This is a genomic window from Companilactobacillus sp. FL22-1 (assembly GCF_043951805.1).
Taxonomy (GTDB): domain Bacteria; phylum Bacillota; class Bacilli; order Lactobacillales; family Lactobacillaceae; genus Companilactobacillus.
The window spans coordinates 120,379-137,495 of the sequence record NZ_JBINJY010000005.1; the positions used below are offsets into that span (position 1 = coordinate 120,379).

17 protein-coding genes are annotated in these 17,117 nt (G+C 37.6%); 7 read left to right on the forward strand and 10 right to left on the reverse strand.

All coding sequences use genetic code 11. From position 1 onward, the window contains the following. Positions 1 to 9 precede the first annotated feature (9 nt). Complete coding sequence (locus ACG72T_RS05545) at positions 10 to 1,971, reverse strand: hypothetical protein (protein ID WP_395265152.1); 1,962 nt, start codon at positions 1,969 to 1,971, stop codon at positions 10 to 12. Between the two features lie 297 nt (positions 1,972 to 2,268). Here ACG72T_RS05545 and ACG72T_RS05550 point away from each other — a divergent pair, with 297 nt between their 5' ends. The 4 genes from ACG72T_RS05550 (at position 2,269) to ACG72T_RS05565 (ending at position 5,090) form a co-directional block, all read left to right on the forward strand. Continuing rightward, entirely contained in the window at positions 2,269 to 3,243 is a 975-nt protein-coding gene (locus ACG72T_RS05550) for a MucBP domain-containing protein (RefSeq protein ID WP_395265153.1), read from the forward strand. Between the two features lie 105 nt (positions 3,244 to 3,348). Beyond that, on the forward strand, positions 3,349 to 3,585 hold the full coding sequence (locus ACG72T_RS05555) for a hypothetical protein (protein ID WP_395265155.1): 237 nt from the start codon (positions 3,349 to 3,351) through the stop codon (positions 3,583 to 3,585). A 279-nt stretch (positions 3,586 to 3,864) separates the two neighbouring features. Continuing rightward, positions 3,865 to 4,452 carry a sugar O-acetyltransferase gene (locus tag ACG72T_RS05560; RefSeq protein WP_395265156.1) on the forward strand — a complete coding sequence of 196 codons (588 nt, stop codon included), beginning with the start codon at positions 3,865 to 3,867 and terminating at the stop codon, positions 4,450 to 4,452. A gap of 17 nt (positions 4,453 to 4,469) precedes the next feature. After that, positions 4,470 to 5,090: a putative quinol monooxygenase gene (locus ACG72T_RS05565; protein WP_395265158.1), complete on the forward strand. Its 621-nt coding sequence runs from the start codon at positions 4,470 to 4,472 to the stop codon at positions 5,088 to 5,090. Positions 5,091 to 5,151: 61 nt separating this feature from the next. Here the strand turns inward: ACG72T_RS05565 and ACG72T_RS05570 are convergent, their stop codons facing one another. From ACG72T_RS05570 to ACG72T_RS05580, 3 genes are all read right to left on the reverse strand, one after another. Next, entirely contained in the window at positions 5,152 to 6,078 is a 927-nt protein-coding gene (locus tag ACG72T_RS05570; RefSeq protein ID WP_395265159.1) for an AEC family transporter, read from the reverse strand. Between the two features lie 78 nt (positions 6,079 to 6,156). Further along, on the reverse strand, positions 6,157 to 7,434 hold the full coding sequence (gene rpoN, locus ACG72T_RS05575; protein WP_395265160.1) for an RNA polymerase factor sigma-54: 1,278 nt from the start codon (positions 7,432 to 7,434) through the stop codon (positions 6,157 to 6,159). 112 nt (positions 7,435 to 7,546) lie between these two features. Next, positions 7,547 to 8,149 (reverse strand): TetR/AcrR family transcriptional regulator, encoded by a 603-nt coding sequence (locus tag ACG72T_RS05580; RefSeq protein WP_395265161.1) that lies wholly within the window; start codon positions 8,147 to 8,149, stop codon positions 7,547 to 7,549. 310 nt (positions 8,150 to 8,459) lie between these two features. On the opposite strand from ACG72T_RS05580, the gene ACG72T_RS05585 reads away from it, so the two are divergent. From ACG72T_RS05585 to ACG72T_RS05595, 3 genes are all read left to right on the forward strand, one after another. Continuing rightward, entirely contained in the window at positions 8,460 to 10,766 is a 2,307-nt protein-coding gene (locus tag ACG72T_RS05585; protein WP_395265162.1) for a SpaA isopeptide-forming pilin-related protein, read from the forward strand. Between the two features lie 279 nt (positions 10,767 to 11,045). Next, positions 11,046 to 11,483: an SLAP domain-containing protein gene (locus ACG72T_RS05590; protein ID WP_395265163.1), complete on the forward strand. Its 438-nt coding sequence runs from the start codon at positions 11,046 to 11,048 to the stop codon at positions 11,481 to 11,483. Between the two features lie 169 nt (positions 11,484 to 11,652). After that, the gene (locus tag ACG72T_RS05595) at positions 11,653 to 11,967 is read left to right on the forward strand and encodes an SLAP domain-containing protein (RefSeq protein WP_395265164.1); all 315 of its coding nucleotides are present in this window, start codon (positions 11,653 to 11,655) and stop codon (positions 11,965 to 11,967) included. 58 nt (positions 11,968 to 12,025) lie between these two features. On the opposite strand, the gene citG is transcribed toward ACG72T_RS05595, so the two are convergent. Genes citG through citC form a run of 6 tightly spaced genes read right to left on the reverse strand, consistent with a single transcriptional unit; the run spans position 12,026 to position 17,111 of the window. Further along, a complete protein-coding gene (gene citG, locus ACG72T_RS05600) occupies positions 12,026 to 12,838 on the reverse strand; it encodes a triphosphoribosyl-dephospho-CoA synthase CitG (RefSeq protein WP_395265165.1) in 813 nt (270 codons plus the stop codon). Then, entirely contained in the window at positions 12,835 to 13,374 is a 540-nt protein-coding gene (citX, locus tag ACG72T_RS05605; RefSeq protein WP_395265166.1) for a citrate lyase holo-[acyl-carrier protein] synthase, read from the reverse strand. The genes citG and citX overlap by 4 nt, the downstream gene beginning before the upstream one ends. A 10-nt stretch (positions 13,375 to 13,384) precedes the next feature. Next, complete coding sequence (gene citF / locus ACG72T_RS05610; protein ID WP_395265168.1) at positions 13,385 to 14,926, reverse strand: citrate lyase subunit alpha; 1,542 nt, start codon at positions 14,924 to 14,926, stop codon at positions 13,385 to 13,387. Then, positions 14,916 to 15,818, reverse strand: coding sequence for a citrate (pro-3S)-lyase subunit beta (citE, locus tag ACG72T_RS05615; protein ID WP_395265169.1), 903 nt, complete (start codon positions 15,816 to 15,818; stop codon positions 14,916 to 14,918). The genes citF and citE overlap by 11 nt, the downstream gene beginning before the upstream one ends. Next, positions 15,818 to 16,111, reverse strand: a complete 294-nt coding sequence (gene citD / locus ACG72T_RS05620; RefSeq protein ID WP_395265170.1) for a citrate lyase acyl carrier protein — start codon at positions 16,109 to 16,111, stop codon at positions 15,818 to 15,820. Before citD ends, citE begins: the two co-directional genes overlap by 1 nt. Continuing rightward, positions 16,101 to 17,111, reverse strand: coding sequence for a [citrate (pro-3S)-lyase] ligase (gene citC, locus ACG72T_RS05625; RefSeq protein WP_395265172.1), 1,011 nt, complete (start codon positions 17,109 to 17,111; stop codon positions 16,101 to 16,103). Before citC ends, citD begins: the two co-directional genes overlap by 11 nt. Positions 17,112 to 17,117 lie beyond the last annotated feature (6 nt).

Sequence of the window (17,117 nt, forward strand, 5' to 3'; positions counted from 1 at the left end):
TTGTAACTATTATTGTATGCTTTGGGTAATTGTCCAGTCGACAGTTCCCGTATACAGTCCTGATTCTTTCATACCAGCAAACTGATAGAGCAAGAGCCCATCATTAGCATTCCAACTCATCGAATCTAGTGGTTGATTAGCTGTAGTAGTGGTAATAATAGCCGGCTGAGATCCGAGTGTTTGATATCCGCTGCTGTTATAGTAGCGTAATTCTCCGGCAAATTGGGTACCATTTGAATTAACCAATGCCTGCCCTTGTTTCACTGTTAGTTGAATTGGGTCCTTGTAACGTCTCATATCATCGATTGTAATTCCATTATTAGGATAACTTGAGTCCGGATTTGCCCGGGATAAAAGTTTAGCCCTTCCATAAGATTCAACGTTTCCATAATCAATATCTTGAACATTCTCAATTACTGCTGTATCAGTCGTATAATTCAGGATATCAGTTTGTCCAAATGCCCTGTAATCTTCGTTACTATCATTTGTTCCAGTAACATACGGAACTGAAGAATAACTAGTTCTGGAGACAATCCCGTTGACCTTTGTATCAATTTCAATCGTATGGCTCTGATTTATTTTAAAATCAAGACCAGGTATCGTGACATTTGTATTGCCAGTTTGATCATCATCTGCCACTTGATAATTTGTAGTACTTTGTCCGTCTACTAAAACATTAGAAACTGTCGTTCCTTTGCGTAATGGCATCGTATATATACCATTCTTTAGAGTCCCGCTAGTACTTTGATTGGTTACTTTATCCTTATACTTGACTGTATCACCGTTTATGACACCATAAAGGGAATTATCTGTGTTAGTCCCATCATTATAAGTTTCGTTACTCAAAGTATTAGTGAAAGATAAATCCGGTCCCCCATTTGGTATTACGTGTAACAGAGCTTCATTTGTAGTATATGAATAAGTTTTACCATTATACTTGATGGAAATAATTGCCAATACAATCATCCCATCGTCATCCAAAGTGGTGTCTGGTATTGAGTAGGATAATGCCTTTGGTGAATCTTTTTGAACTTGAGTTCTTACATGCGTAATTGGATCTTCTTTGTACCATTTAACAGTATACGAAGTTTCATCATCTTCATCTAATTCACCAATATTTCCCATAAATTTAAAGGTTGCAGTTTCTCCAGCATGAACTGTTTGATCCTCCAATCCCTCACCAATAGTTACCGTGGTTTCTCTTTCAAACGTTGAACCTGATGGGTTATGGAAAGTACCTATGACTTTCACTACTCCTGATATACGTTTAGTGTTAGCTTCAAGTAATCCCGTTTCAGAATCAATCGTAGCTAAGTTAGTATTATCAACACTCCAAGTTACATAACCTGTAAAGTATTCTGGAATTGGAATAGCACGAGCATAAGTATCTGTATTGACAAGATCATTACTAGAATTATACAGATAATCATCATCTGTTGTCACTGAACCATCGGTAGCATCTGTGGGACCGTGTACACAATGAACTGCCGCAACATCTGAATATAGGTAGAAGCCTTTAACCAGTCCAAACAAATCTGACCAGTATGTTTCCAATTGATAATACTTGGTTCCAACTGCGTTCGGAGTTAATGGGAGGTTTTTCTTAGTACCCCCAGCTTTTTTATCTACTTTTGACCAATTTTGACCATCACTAGATTCATACCATTGATAGTTTCTACTTGTTAAGGCAGCCCCAAGTAGTTGATCACCAACGGAACGTCTAGCATCAGCATAAATATTTTTTGTTTTATTAATTTCAATATATGTGTCCTTAGCAGGTTGCTGGATATATCCACTACGAGTACGAAAACCAATAAAATAAGCTGCATTCCCACTAGGGGTTTTATAAGGTTTTACTTCAGTTGTTGCATCATCAGCATTAACATCCTTGTACCTTCTATTAAACGTGGAGGCTGACAAAATGAAAATAGAGATGATTACTAGTAACCACCGAACCTTTGCATTTCTCATGATGTAACCCCTTTCTTATTATTACACATGAATTATATCATCTGTTTAATGGCCACATTGTTCATATTCAACAATTTTTTTTTTACAATATTGAATAACTTTTCGTGTTAAATAATCGAATCCTTCTATAAAAAAATATTAAAAAATAAGATAATTTAAATTTTTCTTAATTATCTTTAAGATACCTATATAAAAGGCTTTTGCCTTTTTTTTCATGTTAGAATGGCTTTAATTCAATGTTAGAAGGAAATTATTATGGCAAGAAAACATAATATTTCTCACAAAGGGGAAAGAACTATGGACAATAATGTACTCTCACCTAAAATAAAGAAAATAGCTCGTGACGATATCGAGATCAAAGTTAACTACGTCGACTCATTGGGGAACGATATCCTACCAGCAACGACAATCAAAGGACATTACTTGGATAAGCTTGAAATCCCCTGGAAAGAAGTCCCTGGTTATGTTTTGTCATCAGTTAACAATTTCCAACAAACTTTTATTCCCAACGATGATGGGATCTATTTAGTCTACTCCAGTCAATTGTCGGCTCCAGTGATCGTTTATCATCGAAACACTGATGGTAATTTGATTTCTGATCCTGAGTATCTCGAAGGTAAACTCAACCAAAAATTCGATACTCATCCTCTAGAAGAAGCTAGCCGCTTTCTGACAAAAGCACCTAAATCTTCAACTGGTAAATTTACTTCTGAAGTACAAGAAGTGGAATATATTTATAATGTCACTCCGATCAAAACAATTAAAATTGAAGATAACCTCTATATTGAAACCATCAACAACGCACACGTCTTCAATGAACCACTGAGCAACGTTCCTTTGGAAAAAACCTTGCCCTTTGGAACGACTTGGAAAATTTATCGTGCAATGAAGGAGACATATAATAGTAGAATTTGGTACAACTTGGGGGGAAACATTTGGGTTCCAAATACTGAAGCAGTCAAAACTACTATTATCAAACAGCCTTCTTTACGTAAAGCACTATTAAACAGTCCCTTGACTGAAAATGCTAACAATATTAGCTATACCTATTCAGTGATCGACCAAATGAATATCAATCGTGAAGTCAAAATCATGTATTATGCCGATCAATATATCACTGCTTGGAAAACACCTTACGGCGATATGGATAATCACCGCTTTCATGGCGAACAACAAGTTTATGTACAAAAGTTAGTTCAATTAGATAACTACAGCGTCTGGGCCAAATTGGATGACGGTTATTACATTGAAAGTAAATATTTAAATCTTTAAGCAAAAGAACCTAATCCGGATTTCAGATTAGGTTCTTTTTATTTCGAGCTTTTTTCAAAACCAAGCTAGGGTTATAATGAAAGCGTATACAAAAGGAGTGATTGTATGGAAACTAAAGAAAATAAAACTGAAGAACTAATTGGCTTAGTCGTGATCTATATCTTCGCCTTCGTGGCTGTTTTTTTGAGTATCTTTGCCCTCTACTTTCACTTCACCACCAACTTATCAATTGCCTGGATGATCAAATTATTGTTAGTAGATTTAGGATTAATGGGACTAGCCATCGTCAAACCAATCTTGGATTTAATTCTTGCCTTTTGGCATGACATCCTTAAGAACTAGTATTAAATCAGAAAGTAATTTTCAATTACTGCCCCTCACATCAAGGTCTGCCTGGTTTGGTAGTTTAAGCATTTAGAATAAACTGGAGTTTCTTGGAGATACTTTTCAGTCCAAGAGATTCCAGTTTTTTAATTGTTAAAGCGATAATCTTTTCTGCTATAACTTTTACGCATGAATAGGTATTCATTATGAGTCTTTTACAGTGAGTCAGAACAATTTTATGATAATTGTGAATAGAGGTCTTTAGAGAAATAAGATAATGGGAAGGAAAAGTTTTAAATGACAAAAACTGAACATGAAAAGCTATTAGCTGGCGAAGATTATGATTATCGTGACCCAATGCTACAGGAGATGTTGCATGATGGTCAAAAGTTGGTTCAACGACTCAACCAAACAACAAATCTAAGTGAAAAGAAAGCTATAACTCAACAATTATTTCAAAACGTTGGCAAAAATTTGACTATCAATGGTCGTTTCGAAGCAATCTATGGCAAACATATTAGTTTTGGTGATGATGACTTTATCAATGGCAACTGTTTTTTCCAAGATTCCAATTTAATTACTTTTGGCGACCGTGTCATTGTCGCTCCTGATACAAAGTTTTACTGCGGACAACACGCCCTCGATGCTAGACAACGTTTTGGCACTCGTTCAGATGGCAGTCATTATCTAATCACTCATACGAAACCAATCACAGTTGGTAGCGATGTTTGGATTGGTGGCAACGTGACAATTATTGGTGGCGTTCATATTGGAGATAATGTCATTATCGGTGCTGGAGCTGTGGTCGTGAAAGATATACCTGATAATAGTGTCGTTGGCGGTGTACCAGCCAAAATCATTAAACAATTGGCACCGCTAGATTAATAAGCGAGGAAATGGTCATGAAATTAACGCAGTTACCAATTTTTAGAATGTATCATCTAACAATTGATTCGTCTCAACGTGACACTTTTGTCGAAGCTGGTGTTCATAATCTACTAACTTCACATCAGTCTGAACCCGGTACCTTTGCGATGTATGCAACACATTTGGATAAAACCGGTACCGATAATTATGTCTTTGAACTTTACCAAAATGAATCGGCATATCAAATACATGCTGCTTCTCCTCAATTTAAAAACTATGGACAAGTGGCTAAAAAAGTTGTGCAAGAGAAGGATTTTCAAGAATTATATCCACAATATTTACAAACAAATCGGCAAGAACTAATTGTCAATGGTAAAAATGATTATTCATTGAGATTGACGACCTTTGATCTTACTGAAAAAACGGCTGATACTTTTAAACAAGAAATTTATTCAGCGATAAAAAGTCAGGATGTCACATATTATTTAGCGACTTTAGATGAAACTAAGACACGCTGGTTGAGCCTTGAATTCATGAATTGCATTGATAATAAGGAGATCTCCCAATTAATTGAGTCAGCTGCCAGCAATATACAGACTAAAGAATTGGTAGTTGATACTTTAGTTAGTCAAGCTAATATCGTGTATGAAAAATAAAACCCTTGAATGACTATTACTTAGTCGTTCAAGGGTTTTTACTTTTTCCAAAACTAATAACCTAAATACTTCCTAGTGCAAAAACGATAGGAATCGTGATTAAACTCAAAACAGTTGATAAGCTCATCACAGAAACTGCCGGAGTTGTTTCCCCTTTTGCCTGTAGCGTAAACAAAACAACTAGTCCTGCGACCGGACATGCGGCCATAACTAACGTCGTATAAAAAGCTACACCAGTCACACCAATTATCTTCATTAAAAAGATCCCAATAATCGGGAAAAGTAGATTTCGCAATAAAATCGTCATTAATAAGGACTTATTTAACATTTGCCGACTAAATTTGATGTTAGCCAGACTGTTCCCAATCACAATCATTGATAAGGGCGTATTGATCGATCCAACATACTTAATAATTTCTTTTGGAAAACCACCTAAATTAAAAGAAAAACCCAAGATCACGATTCCAAGAATAATCGCAATGATATTTGGATTCAGTAAAACTTCGCGCCAGTCGGCCGATTCGTTTGTCTGATCGTTGTTCTTGAACAGTGATACCCCCTGCGTCCAACTAAAAATATTAAAAGCTGCCAATGACACGACGGCATAAAAAACTCCCGTGGCACCAAAAAGTGAACTGATCAACGGTATTCCCATAAAACCAGCATTGGAATAAATACTGCCATACTGAGCGATTTGCTTCAAATTAGTATCCTTTAAACCATGAAAAACTATTTTGACCACAATGATTTCTATGATATACAGCAAAAAGACTGCCAGGATTGCGAGCATAAACATTCGCAAACGATCACTCGAATAAGGCTGCTCAAAGGCATTGATGATCAAACATGGCGATACAATATACAATAAAACATTGGTTAAGTCGCTGGAAGTCTGGGGATGCATGAAACCAAGTTTATTGATCAATACCCCGATCATCATCAAGCCAAACATTAACACAATTTGATTAACTAATTGTCCGATATTCATTTAGTTACTCCCCTCAATTAGTTAATTATACAAATAATTCTCTCCAAAAGAAAAAGCATCCCTCAAAAAGGACGCTTTTTAAATTCGACGACGACTAGTGGCTGGAAAGCCTAATTCTTCACGGTACTTTGCTACTGTTCGTCGTGCTATTTGGAGACCATCTTTTTGTAAAATATCGGAAATCTTTTGATCGCTCAGAGGTTTAGATTTATCCTCATCATTCAGGATGATCTTGATTTTATTTTTGACTTGATCAACTGATTGATCTTGACCCACTGTAACTTTGCTGCGACGGGAGAAGAATTTCTTCAATTCGAAAATACCAAAGTCAGTTTGAATGTACTTACCATTGATCGTACGGCTAACTGTTGACTCACTGACTTGCAATTTTTGAGCCACATCTCTAATCAATAGTGGTGCCAAAGAATCGCTCTCTTGCATAAAGAATTTATATTGGGACTTAACGATACAGCGACCAATTATGGAAATCGTATCGATTCGACGTTGCAAGTTGTATTCCAAAGTCTTGTATTGATTATACTTACGTTTAATGTATTCTTGAACTTCACTATCATTTGATGAACTCAAATTGTCATATGTTTCTTGTGCGAAGATCAATTGGGGTTGTCCATACTTTGTGACTGCTAAAGTTAATTTATCATTTTCTTTTTTGACAGCCAATTCTGGCACAACATACTGCTCATTTTGCGAAGTGTATCTTTGACCAGGATTTGCCGACAGAGATTGAATGAAGTCGGCATCAGCCTGTAATTCAGCGTTTGACAACTTCAAAACCTTTCTTAACTTTTTCCATTCATGCTTAACGAACAGTTCAAAGTTATCACTCAGCATTGAGAGAATGGCTGGATTAGCTGAATCAGCTTCGGCTTGCAAATAAAGACATTCTCTTAGATCCTTGGCTCCAATCCCAGGTGGGTCTAATTGATGCAGCAAAGTTTTAGCATCCAACAGCATGATGGGCGTAATATCTGGTAATTCTCGATAAATCTCCTCATCAGACAACGTTAAATAACCATTAGGATCTAACTGCTCAATCAAATAGACTACCAAGTCCCGCAAAGGTGTTTTACGCATCGTTAATTGAACTTGATCCAATAAATAATCAAACAGCGATTGTTGCTCATCTTTTATTTGATAATTCCTCACATCATTACTTACGAATGGCATATCTAAATTCATCCGCACATCGAATAAAGGATTCTCTAAACTTTGCTCGTTTAAGTAGTCTGCCAAGTCGATCGCATCCGATTGCAAAATCAAAATTGATTGTCGCATTCCTTGTGTCAAAGTTATTCCTTGAACTTGTTTTTGATTTAAAGTTTCTTGTAATTTCATTATTTACCCTCCCTCCATTAGTTAAATTGTTGAAGATTATTCATTCCGAAAAATGAAAAGGCTTCCAAATTAACTATCATATTAATGATAGCGCTTTTTACAAAATTTGTATTTATTCTTCTAAAAATTTTTTAGGAACAGATTTCTTTGCAATAAAGGTTGTTATCCCTGTCGTGTTTAATCTAATCAACCGATTCTTAAATTGGCTCCGATCAATGTCCAGACTATTTTGGTGATAAATTCGAAAGAGCGTCAAAGTATTCCGGCAGATAAAATTAGCACAGATATAAGCATCCAGACGCGATATTTCATATTTATCGTTAAATTCTTTCGCTAATTGCACCGATACTTCAGTTTCAACTTTTCGAGCCAGAAACGAATACTCATTTGAAGTCATTAAGAACGTATAAAATTGCCGAGATTTTTCAAAAAAATCAAAGAAACGATCAAAGATATACCCTGAGACTGGCAGACTTTGATCGAGCGGCGTTTCGATAATTGAAGCAAATAACCGTTGAGCAATCTCATGTGCAACCATATCCGCAAAGTCATCGATCGAATCATAATGTAAATAAAAAGTCTTGCGATTGATCTGTGCTTTTTCAGTTAAAGCTTTAACAGTAATATCATGATAGTTTTGGCCTTGGGCCAGTTCTTGAAAGGCCTTTTGTAGGGCTTGATTGGTTTTCTGAACTCTGCGATCAACTTTTTTCATTTTTCCACTTCTATTGTCTGATATTTTCGATTTTTGGTTTATTTGCCTCAAACTATAGCACATTTTTATCAAAATATGATTGTATTTATAACTTTATCATTAATTAATTAGTCTAATTTGCTAATAAAAAACAACTTCATTATTTATTGGTATACATACAAGTAGATGATATGTCAACATTAGTAACTCAATGGTCTATTTATTTTACTCCGCAGGTTCAGGGCCATATACTGAGGTCGTAATAACGAACAAGTTTATTACACTGTTTTCAATTAAACAAATAACTCCATTACTTATTGGAGGCTTAAATATGAAACTGTTAAAAAGATTATTAATAGTTGCATCAATGCTTGGAGCATTTATAGCGTTGTGGTTTGTTTTTCAGGCACCGACACAAGTTACTGATGCTGCAACCGTTGCCCCACCGACGACTAGTTCAACTGTTCAATCAAATTCCACGATTGAACCTAAAGCTGAACTTACTGTCAACGGATTAACTGGCAGTGATGCAAAAATTACCGATATGAACGGCGTTTTGATTCAACCATCTGATAACTTGTACAGCTGGTTAAATTTTAATGTTAGTTATAATTGGAGCATCCCTGATAATGTCAAAATCGAATCTGGCGATACTATTCCTTTTGAATTACCTTCCGGAATAGTTTCATCAGGTGATCTATCCTTCCCAATTTATGATTCCAATGGAGTCGAGATTGGGAATGCCACGATTAAAAATGGCGAGGCCAAAGGTGTAATTACCTTTAATGACGTTTTGAGTGAAACGACCATCGACCGTCACGGCACTTTAAGCTTCATCGCTAAAGGTACTAATAACGGTAATGGCAATCAAGGTCAGAATTGGATGTTTAACAAGAATGGCTGGGTTTCTGGCTATGATCCTACGACTGGTATTCCCGACCAATTAACTTGGAACATCGCTTTCAATCCTAACCTCCATAATTTAACAAACGTTGTCATTACTGATACTTTAGGACCTAATGAAGAGTATATCCCTGGTTCACTCACTGCCATTGCTGGTTCTTATGGCCCTGGTGGTTTCGAGAGCAATGGTCATCAATTGACTCCCGAAGTGACAACTAACGGCAATCAAGTAATTATCAGTTTCCCTGGTAATATTACTACTGCAGTTGATATTTATTATCGTGTCAAAGTTACTGGAACTTCAGCCAGTGGTACGACAACTTGGACTAACCACGCAACCATGGCTTCTAGCGAAGGTAATCAACAAGTCGATACTGAAACTTCTTGGGGAGGTTCTGGTACTGGTACTGGAGGCCAAAAAGTTGGCTCAATGACCTTTACCAAGACTGATGGAGTCTCTGGTGCACTACTTGCCGGTGCCGAATATGAGCTCAAAGATAGCAAAGGGAAAGTATTGATTTCCAATGCCATGACCGATCAAAACGGTAAAATCGTTCTAACAAACCTACCTTACGGCGATTATACTTTGACAGAAGTCAAAGCTCCTAATGGTTACATCCTAGATTCAACCCCAATCAGCTTCACGATCTCTGATTCGTCAGTTGATATCACCTCAACTCAAAAGGATCAAGCAGAAGCCGGCGCAGTAGTTTTGAAAAAGATTGATCCCGATACTAAAGATTCAATTTCTGGAGCAACCTTCAATCTTTTGGATCAAAATGGCAAGCTTGTTAAAGAAGGTCTTGTAACCAATGACAATGGTGAAATTGCTGTGAGCGACCTACCTGCTGGTATTTATCAATTTGTGGAAACCCAACCTGCTGCAGGTTATGATCTCAACACAACACCAATTGAATTCACTGTTGTTGCTGGTCAAACAACTCCAGTAGAATTGGAAAAGTTCAACGTTGCCACAACTGTTGTTCCAAATACAGGTAATGTTGTCTTAACCAAAGTTGACGCAACACTCAATAAACTCTTACCTGGAGCCATCTTTGAACTTTTGGATGGTAACGGCAAGGTTATTGAAACTGGTCTAACGACTAATGCGAACGGTCAAATTACAGTAACTGACCTTGAAGCTGGAAACTATTCCTTTGTTGAAATCGCGGCCCCTGAAGGCTACGAATTGGACAAAACTCCAATCAACTTTACCGTAAGTAAAGATATCGTCAGCGACTTAGAGGCAAAAGATCAGCCAAAGCCAACTGAACCAAATCCTCCAGTTGAACCTAATGAACCTGGACCCCCAGTTGAGCCGACTGAACCACCAGTTAAACCTACCGAGCCACAGCCTGGTAAACCTGAACCTCCAGTTGAACCGACTGTCCCTCAACCTGGTAAGCCAAATCCTCCGGTTGAGCCAACTGTTCCTCAACCTGGTAAGCCAAATCCTCCGGTTAAACCAACTGTTCCTCAACCTGGTAAGCCAAATCCTCCAGTCAAACCGATTGTCCCTCAACCCGGTAAGCCTGAATTACCTACTGAACCAAGCAAACCAATCTCTCCAACTGAACCAGGTAACTTGATCCCTCCAGTTAACCCTGAAGCATCAGGTGATGAACCTGTTCCAGAGACCGTTGGTGTACTTCCTCAGGTCAATGGCAGTGCAAGTAATTCGACATCGAATTCAGCGCTGGAAAGTTCCCACAGACTAGTGACGCAAATGGTTTAGCTTTGATGATCAGTGGTTTCTTGATTATGTTGTTCGTCTTCTTTAAACATCTAATTAAAAATAGAAATTAACATTGATACCCCCTGACGCCTAATCAGAGGGTATTATTTTGCCCTACATCAACTGTTTTCCTTATACACAATGGCTACACAAAGAATAAGACAGCCTAACTAGGATATATTATTATGTTTTCGATAGCAGAATATTAATGATCTCTTGTTATCAATGACAAAAATAGATTTCTCCATTGGTACATTGAAATCTAGGGAGATAATCAACATGAAATTATATCAAAAAAGTCTTTTATCCGCTGCACTCTTAGGATTGGGAATGGGAATTTCCACTATTCCCGCAATTACTGCAGGCAATGGCATCGTTCAAGCGGCCTCATCAAATGATCTAACTAATTTGAACGCTGAAGATTTTTACTATCGTATTTCAAAAAATCGTTTTGTCAAAGCAGACGATATCAATATTCTTTACAAAAATGAAGAAACAGACTCAGGAATGATTCAAACGGAAGTTCCGAATACTTTTCGTTTGATAGTCGTTAAAAATAATGCCCCATTGTACAATCTTGCCGGTAAAAAAGTTCACCGCAAACTGTCAAAAGACACTATTTATGATTTAGGCGGCGAAGGTACATTCATGCAACGTACTTATTATCGGGCCTCCGATGGTAAATTGGTCCCGGTCGACGATTCTAGTGAAGTCTAAGCTTGCTTTATCAATTGATAATTCAATATACATAACGGCTATCTACTCTACAACATCAAAAATTAAAATTAGGTTACTATTATATCGATAACAAATTATTAATTTAAAAATGCATTGTTATCACGATTTAAAATGTACGTTTGTCAGACAAAGGAGAAAAAATAATATCATGAAGTTAATTCAAAAGAGCCTTTTATTAGTATCAATGTTAACAGTCGGTGCCGGTGCAGCTGTCCCAACAGTGACTGCCACGATAACAGCTGATGCTGCTACCAGTTCGGTCAAAAAAATAGCTTCCACCAAAATCAAGGTTAAGGAAGCAAAGGCTCAATTGTATAATGAAAAAGGTAAAAAGTTATCTCGCTGTCTAACCAAAGGTACAACGAAGAAAACTTCTGAAAAGAAGAATATTAAGAACTGCAACTATTATAAAGTTGGCAAGAACGAATTCGTCAAAGCATCTAACGTAACGGTGGAAAAATAGTATCCTTACAAAAAATAGCCTCTGATAAAAAAATCAGAGGCTATTTTTACATTATTATTTAAATTAAAAATAGAAAAATCGTAATAATCAGCAGGTCAGCGCTACCACCAAGGCTCAAATTGTGTTGATTACAATAAGCGTTCATTGTTCCCAAAAGCTCTCGCCCTTTAGGTTGACTACAACCGCCTGCATCTAAGATCTCTTGGGCATAACTTTGAATTTGTTTTAGTGACTTTGGACCACCTCGTTTAATGACATTTGAATCATCAGACTCAGCAATAATCACCATCAAAGTATCCAAAAGTGAACTGTTAAAATCGCCGTCAAAGTGAGTTTTTAAATAAGGTAAAGCCTTTTCGAAAACGACTGGATAACCTGCTTCAGCTTCGCCACGTATTCCAGTGATTCCATATTTCAAATATAGCTTTTCGCCATTCGATAAGTGAGTCTTACTTTCCAGATTATCAAAATCATTCTTAGTTAACCCACGCAACATCTGCGTGACAGTATTACGTATATCAGTGCGGTCAAAGCCAGTTGCGGCTAACAAGATTCCTAAAGAAAAGATTGCTCCCTTATGGGTATTGATTCCATCAGTAGCTAAAAACATCATTTTTTCAGCTTCAACTCCCATGGGGCGGATCAACTGAAATAATTTGGTCAAATCATTTCCTCTAAATTTTTCTCCTGCTTCCGCAAACTGAACAAAGTATGGTCTAAGAGCCACTGCACTATCAATAAAAGTAAAAACATCCATATCTGAGTGCGTTGAGTGGTCGACTGGATCGACTAAACCAGGCTTTGGTTGGACATCGACTTCATATAGTAACGATTTCAAGGCAATATCTGCTAATTTTATCTCTAGTTTCATGAAAGCTCCAATTGTTGGTTGATAAGTTGATTGATATAAGCTTGCATTTCTTGAACAGAATGAGTTCGGTTCCTTGCGCAAACTTTAGCGGGTTGATCACAAATCAAGCACTTGCGTTCAGGCAGTTCAAAACGGCTGCGGCTCAATGGAACCATCATCCCATCTTTTGACTCTAAAATATCAATATCAAACAGTCTACCTAAGGCGTCATTATTCTCAAACTTAATAGCCTTTTCTTTCACGCTAGTAGGTTCACCTTCAACGATGGCAAAGATTTCCGGTCCTGTTGCAACATCCCACAGCAATTGCCAATCAACCATATGATTGATCAAAAAATCAGCTACACCTTTTTGAAAAACACGGCTTAAATAAAAGTTATTCTTAATCGGTCCAGGAATATTCAACTTAGCATTGATCAATGATTGATGCTTTTGGACTATTTGGGCCAAACGACTTTGTTCCATAACGCGGGCATCACGATTACGTAATACTTGGGCAATGTCTTGTTTGACTCCGTTTGAAAATACTTCAACCATCTATCTACTCCTAATCTTTTACTTGATAAACTGTATCGATCAAACTTCCATCACGATATTCGATCAAAGCTACAGGACGATCGGTGAATTCTAGTGGTTCTGGCTTACCCACAATGGCTTGAGCCTTCTTTTGTAATTCTTCGATCGTATAAACTGGTACACCAGGGATATTCTTCAAGGCGTCAATTAAATCTTGGCGTTTAGGATTGATGGCAATACCCACTTCTGTAACCAGAACGTCAATACTATCACCAGGCGTTACAACGGTTGTAACGTCATTGACGACAGTAGCGATTCTACCACGAACCAATGGAGCTGAAATAATTGTCAATTTTGCATTAGCAGCATCTTGGTGACCACCAATAGCGCCACGCAAAACTCCATCTGAACCCGTCATAACGTTAACATTGAACTTAGTATCGATTTCCAAGGCAGACAAGATGCAGACGTCCAATTGATTGACCGCAGCCCCTTTATTATAAGGATCAGCGTACCAAGAAGAATCGATTTCTTGTTGATTCTCGTTGTTAGCCATACTTGCGGCAGCACCTTTATCAAAATCTTGTACGTCTAAGATCTTGTTAACAAGTCCTTCTTCCAATAAATCAACTGTTGGCTTAGTAATACCACCTAAAGCAAATGAAGCTTTGATATTCTTTGCCAACATTGAATTTCTCAAATAACGACTGACGGCCAAAGCAGCACCACCAGAACCAGTTTGGAAACTAAAGCCATCTTTGAAATATTGTGAATGTGTAATAACTTGGTTAACCATTTCAGCAATCTTTAATTCTTTGGGGTCCTTTGTAAAACGAGTTGCCCCTGATCCAATTTTGTCAGGATCTCCGACTTTGGGAACTTTTACAACATAGTCGACTTGTGTTTGTTCAATACTTGCTGGCGTATTAGGATATGGCATGATTGTATCAGTCAACAATACAACTTTATTTGCATATTTCGCATCCATCAATGAATAACCCATTGAACCGAAAACAGCATCACCATGAATTGCATTAGCATTACCAGCGGCATCAGCATTCGGAACTCCAAGAAAAGCGATGTCGATCTTGATGTCGCCATTTTCAATCGAACGTGCCCGATTACCGTGTGAACGTAAGACAACGGGATCTTTCAAACCGCCGTGTGAAATGAAGTCTCCTAAGCTGCCACGCATACCAGAAGAAGTAATGTGTGAAACTGTTCCGGCTTTAATGGCTTTGATAACCATATCATTCATCACATTAGTTAAAGAACTTGGAGCCAAGGTTAAATCTTGGAATCCTTCATTGATAATTTCTTGCATCACCATGTTGAAGACAAAGTCACCTTCACGAAAATGATGGTGGAAAGAAATCGTCATTCCGTTCTTTAAACCAGCTTTAGCAATTACATCAGGAATTGAATCAACTAATTTATCCGTTCCTTGGGAAACTCTGACTTGGTGACTGACGTAAGTTGTCTCTGGGTGACCAATTTCAGTAGTCTCAAATGGTTTGTAGTTCTTTTCTTTCAAAATATCATCAGGTATTTCACGATTTACTTTATTCAGCATAAAGATTGCCCTCCTCATCAACTAAGTGTGAAGCTTTAGCTAAAGCCATGGTTCTTTGAGCTCTGGCAACAACTGGTTTATCGACCATCTTACCACGTAAGGAAATAACTCCTGAGCCCTTCTTGTGGGCCTCTTCAATGGCATTCAACACATCTTTAGCATTACGAATCTCTTTTTCAGTTGGTGCATAAATTGCATTGACCAAAGGAATTTGGCGAGGATTGATAACTGACTTGCCATCAAAACCAAGTTCATGAATAATTTCCACTTCATGATTAAAGCCTTCAGTATTATCAACATCTGAATAAACAGTATCAAAGGCGGCAATTCCAGCTGCACGTGCTCCATGCAAAATCATATTTCTAGCAAATGACAACTCAGCTCCATCAGGATAACGACGAGTCTTCATCATTGTGACGTAATCTTCAGCTCCCAAAGCAATTCCGATTAAACGATCAGAAGCTTTTGCAATGGCTGGTGCATTCAAAACACCTTCAGCACTTTCAATAGCTGCCATCATATGTGTCCGACCCACTTCAATGCCAAAGAACTTTTCAGCTTCGGCGATGACCTTTTCTGTTTCAACGACATCCTCCGGAGTTTCTGTCTTAGGCAAACGAATAACTTCAACTCCAGCTTTAACCATGGCATAAATATCGGCTTTACCCATATCAGTATCAAGACCATTGATTCTAACGACTAATTCCGAATTACCATAATCAACATTTTGTAAAGCTTCAAAGACTAGCATTCTGGCAGTATCTTTTTCTGTGATTGAAACTGAATCTTCTAGGTCAAACATAATTGAATCAGCCCCGTAAATACCAGCATCTTTGATCATAGCAGGGTTATTACCAGGAACAAACATCATCGTTCTTCTTAATCGTTCCATTATCCCAATACCTCCCAATTTGGTTGATTTTGAGTATCTGTGGCTCTTTGAATGGCGGCAATCAAACGAGCTTTGATCGTACAATCTAAGGCCCCTTTGTCGACGGCACGGACATTGACATCTTTAATATCATATTCCGCTAACAAATCCGTAATCACTTTTCGAATCTGTTTACCAAATTGCTTTTCTACTTGTGAATCTAAATTGATTTCAATTCCATTACCTTTGGATAAAGTAAATTGGATATCGCTTGATTCCAATGTACCTGCTAAGGCTGTGTGTTTAATTTCCATCGTGAATCCTCCTTTGTAAACTGCTTAAATTATTGTTGATAAAGTTAAAAGTTGTTGCTGGAACAAATTTTTGAATCAGTTCAAGGTCATTCTTTTCAATCGCCTGACGAACTTTGGTAGCACTGATAATCTGGTTTGCCACTGCCTTTCGCTCTATAATCTCTAACTTAAGCTCAGGTGGCAACACTCGTTGCAGAGTTTGATTATAAATCTCGGTTGTTGGAGAGAATGGCTCTTGGCCGACATAGCGCTTCGTGATATGTAACGCTTGAGCGATGCGCTTGAAAACCTGTGCGTCTAGTTGTGTCTGATAATCGACTACTTGGGTTCGACTCTTAATAAAGTAGGATGGAAAAGTGGCAAAACTGACCATGTACTGATCACCATTGACCACGATCACGTTCGACAAATCGCTTGTCCCTTGCTGAACTAATTTTAAACGTTCATCCGTGGTAAATAACGATGCATCTTGAGCAACTACGAAGAGATAAACGTAATCGCTTTTTTTAGCGGCTTGTTCAACTAAGTAACGATGGCCCAGAGTAAACGGATTAGCGTTCATAACGATGGCTGAGATCTTTTTGCCATTAACTTTTGGCACCGTGTCTAAATATTGCTCGATCGAGTAATCACCGGTTTCTAACAATGCAGCTGAATCAGTCTGAGCAATAGTTTGAAAGCCTAAATACTCAAAGCTTTGGCGATAATTTGGCTTCGTGAAGACGAAAACATGAAAGATATTTTGAGCAGCCAAATCGTTGATCAAGTCAGAAACTAACTTATTAAAAGTATTACCACCTTGATACTGAGGATCGATTGCCAAGTATTTCAATACATTTTGAAAAAAGGAGCCCGTGGCAATCAATTGATCATCTTGATAGATTCCCAATGTTTCAGAAATATCAGCTAAATTCTCAATTACTAGACCTTCACTTTGAATCAAAGTTTGCCACTGCTTGTAATAATAAGGATCTTTTAGGTTTAAAGTTGTTGTTTCCAAGATATC

Coding starts and splice junctions, on each gene's coding strand:
- ACG72T_RS05555 (WP_395265155.1), top strand. CDS start 3,349: ATGGAAACTAAAGAAAATAAAACTGAAGAACTAATTGGCTTAGTCGTG.
- citD (WP_395265170.1), bottom strand. CDS start 16,111: ATGGAAATTAAACACACAGCCTTAGCAGGTACATTGGAATCAAGCGAT.
- citX (WP_395265166.1), bottom strand. CDS start 13,374: ATGGTTGAAGTATTTTCAAACGGAGTCAAACAAGACATTGCCCAAGTA.
- ACG72T_RS05550 (WP_395265153.1), top strand. CDS start 2,269: ATGGACAATAATGTACTCTCACCTAAAATAAAGAAAATAGCTCGTGAC.
- citG (WP_395265165.1), bottom strand. CDS start 12,838: ATGAAACTAGAGATAAAATTAGCAGATATTGCCTTGAAATCGTTACTA.
- ACG72T_RS05565 (WP_395265158.1), top strand. CDS start 4,470: ATGAAATTAACGCAGTTACCAATTTTTAGAATGTATCATCTAACAATT.
- ACG72T_RS05595 (WP_395265164.1), top strand. CDS start 11,653: ATGAAGTTAATTCAAAAGAGCCTTTTATTAGTATCAATGTTAACAGTC.
- ACG72T_RS05560 (WP_395265156.1), top strand. CDS start 3,865: ATGACAAAAACTGAACATGAAAAGCTATTAGCTGGCGAAGATTATGAT.
- rpoN (WP_395265160.1), bottom strand. CDS start 7,434: ATGAAATTACAAGAAACTTTAAATCAAAAACAAGTTCAAGGAATAACT.
- ACG72T_RS05585 (WP_395265162.1), top strand. CDS start 8,460: ATGAAACTGTTAAAAAGATTATTAATAGTTGCATCAATGCTTGGAGCA.
- ACG72T_RS05590 (WP_395265163.1), top strand. CDS start 11,046: ATGAAATTATATCAAAAAAGTCTTTTATCCGCTGCACTCTTAGGATTG.
- citE (WP_395265169.1), bottom strand. CDS start 15,818: ATGGAACGATTAAGAAGAACGATGATGTTTGTTCCTGGTAATAACCCT.
- citF (WP_395265168.1), bottom strand. CDS start 14,926: ATGCTGAATAAAGTAAATCGTGAAATACCTGATGATATTTTGAAAGAA.
- ACG72T_RS05570 (WP_395265159.1), bottom strand. CDS start 6,078: ATGAATATCGGACAATTAGTTAATCAAATTGTGTTAATGTTTGGCTTG.
- ACG72T_RS05545 (WP_395265152.1), bottom strand. CDS start 1,971: ATGAGAAATGCAAAGGTTCGGTGGTTACTAGTAATCATCTCTATTTTC.
- ACG72T_RS05580 (WP_395265161.1), bottom strand. CDS start 8,149: ATGAAAAAAGTTGATCGCAGAGTTCAGAAAACCAATCAAGCCCTACAA.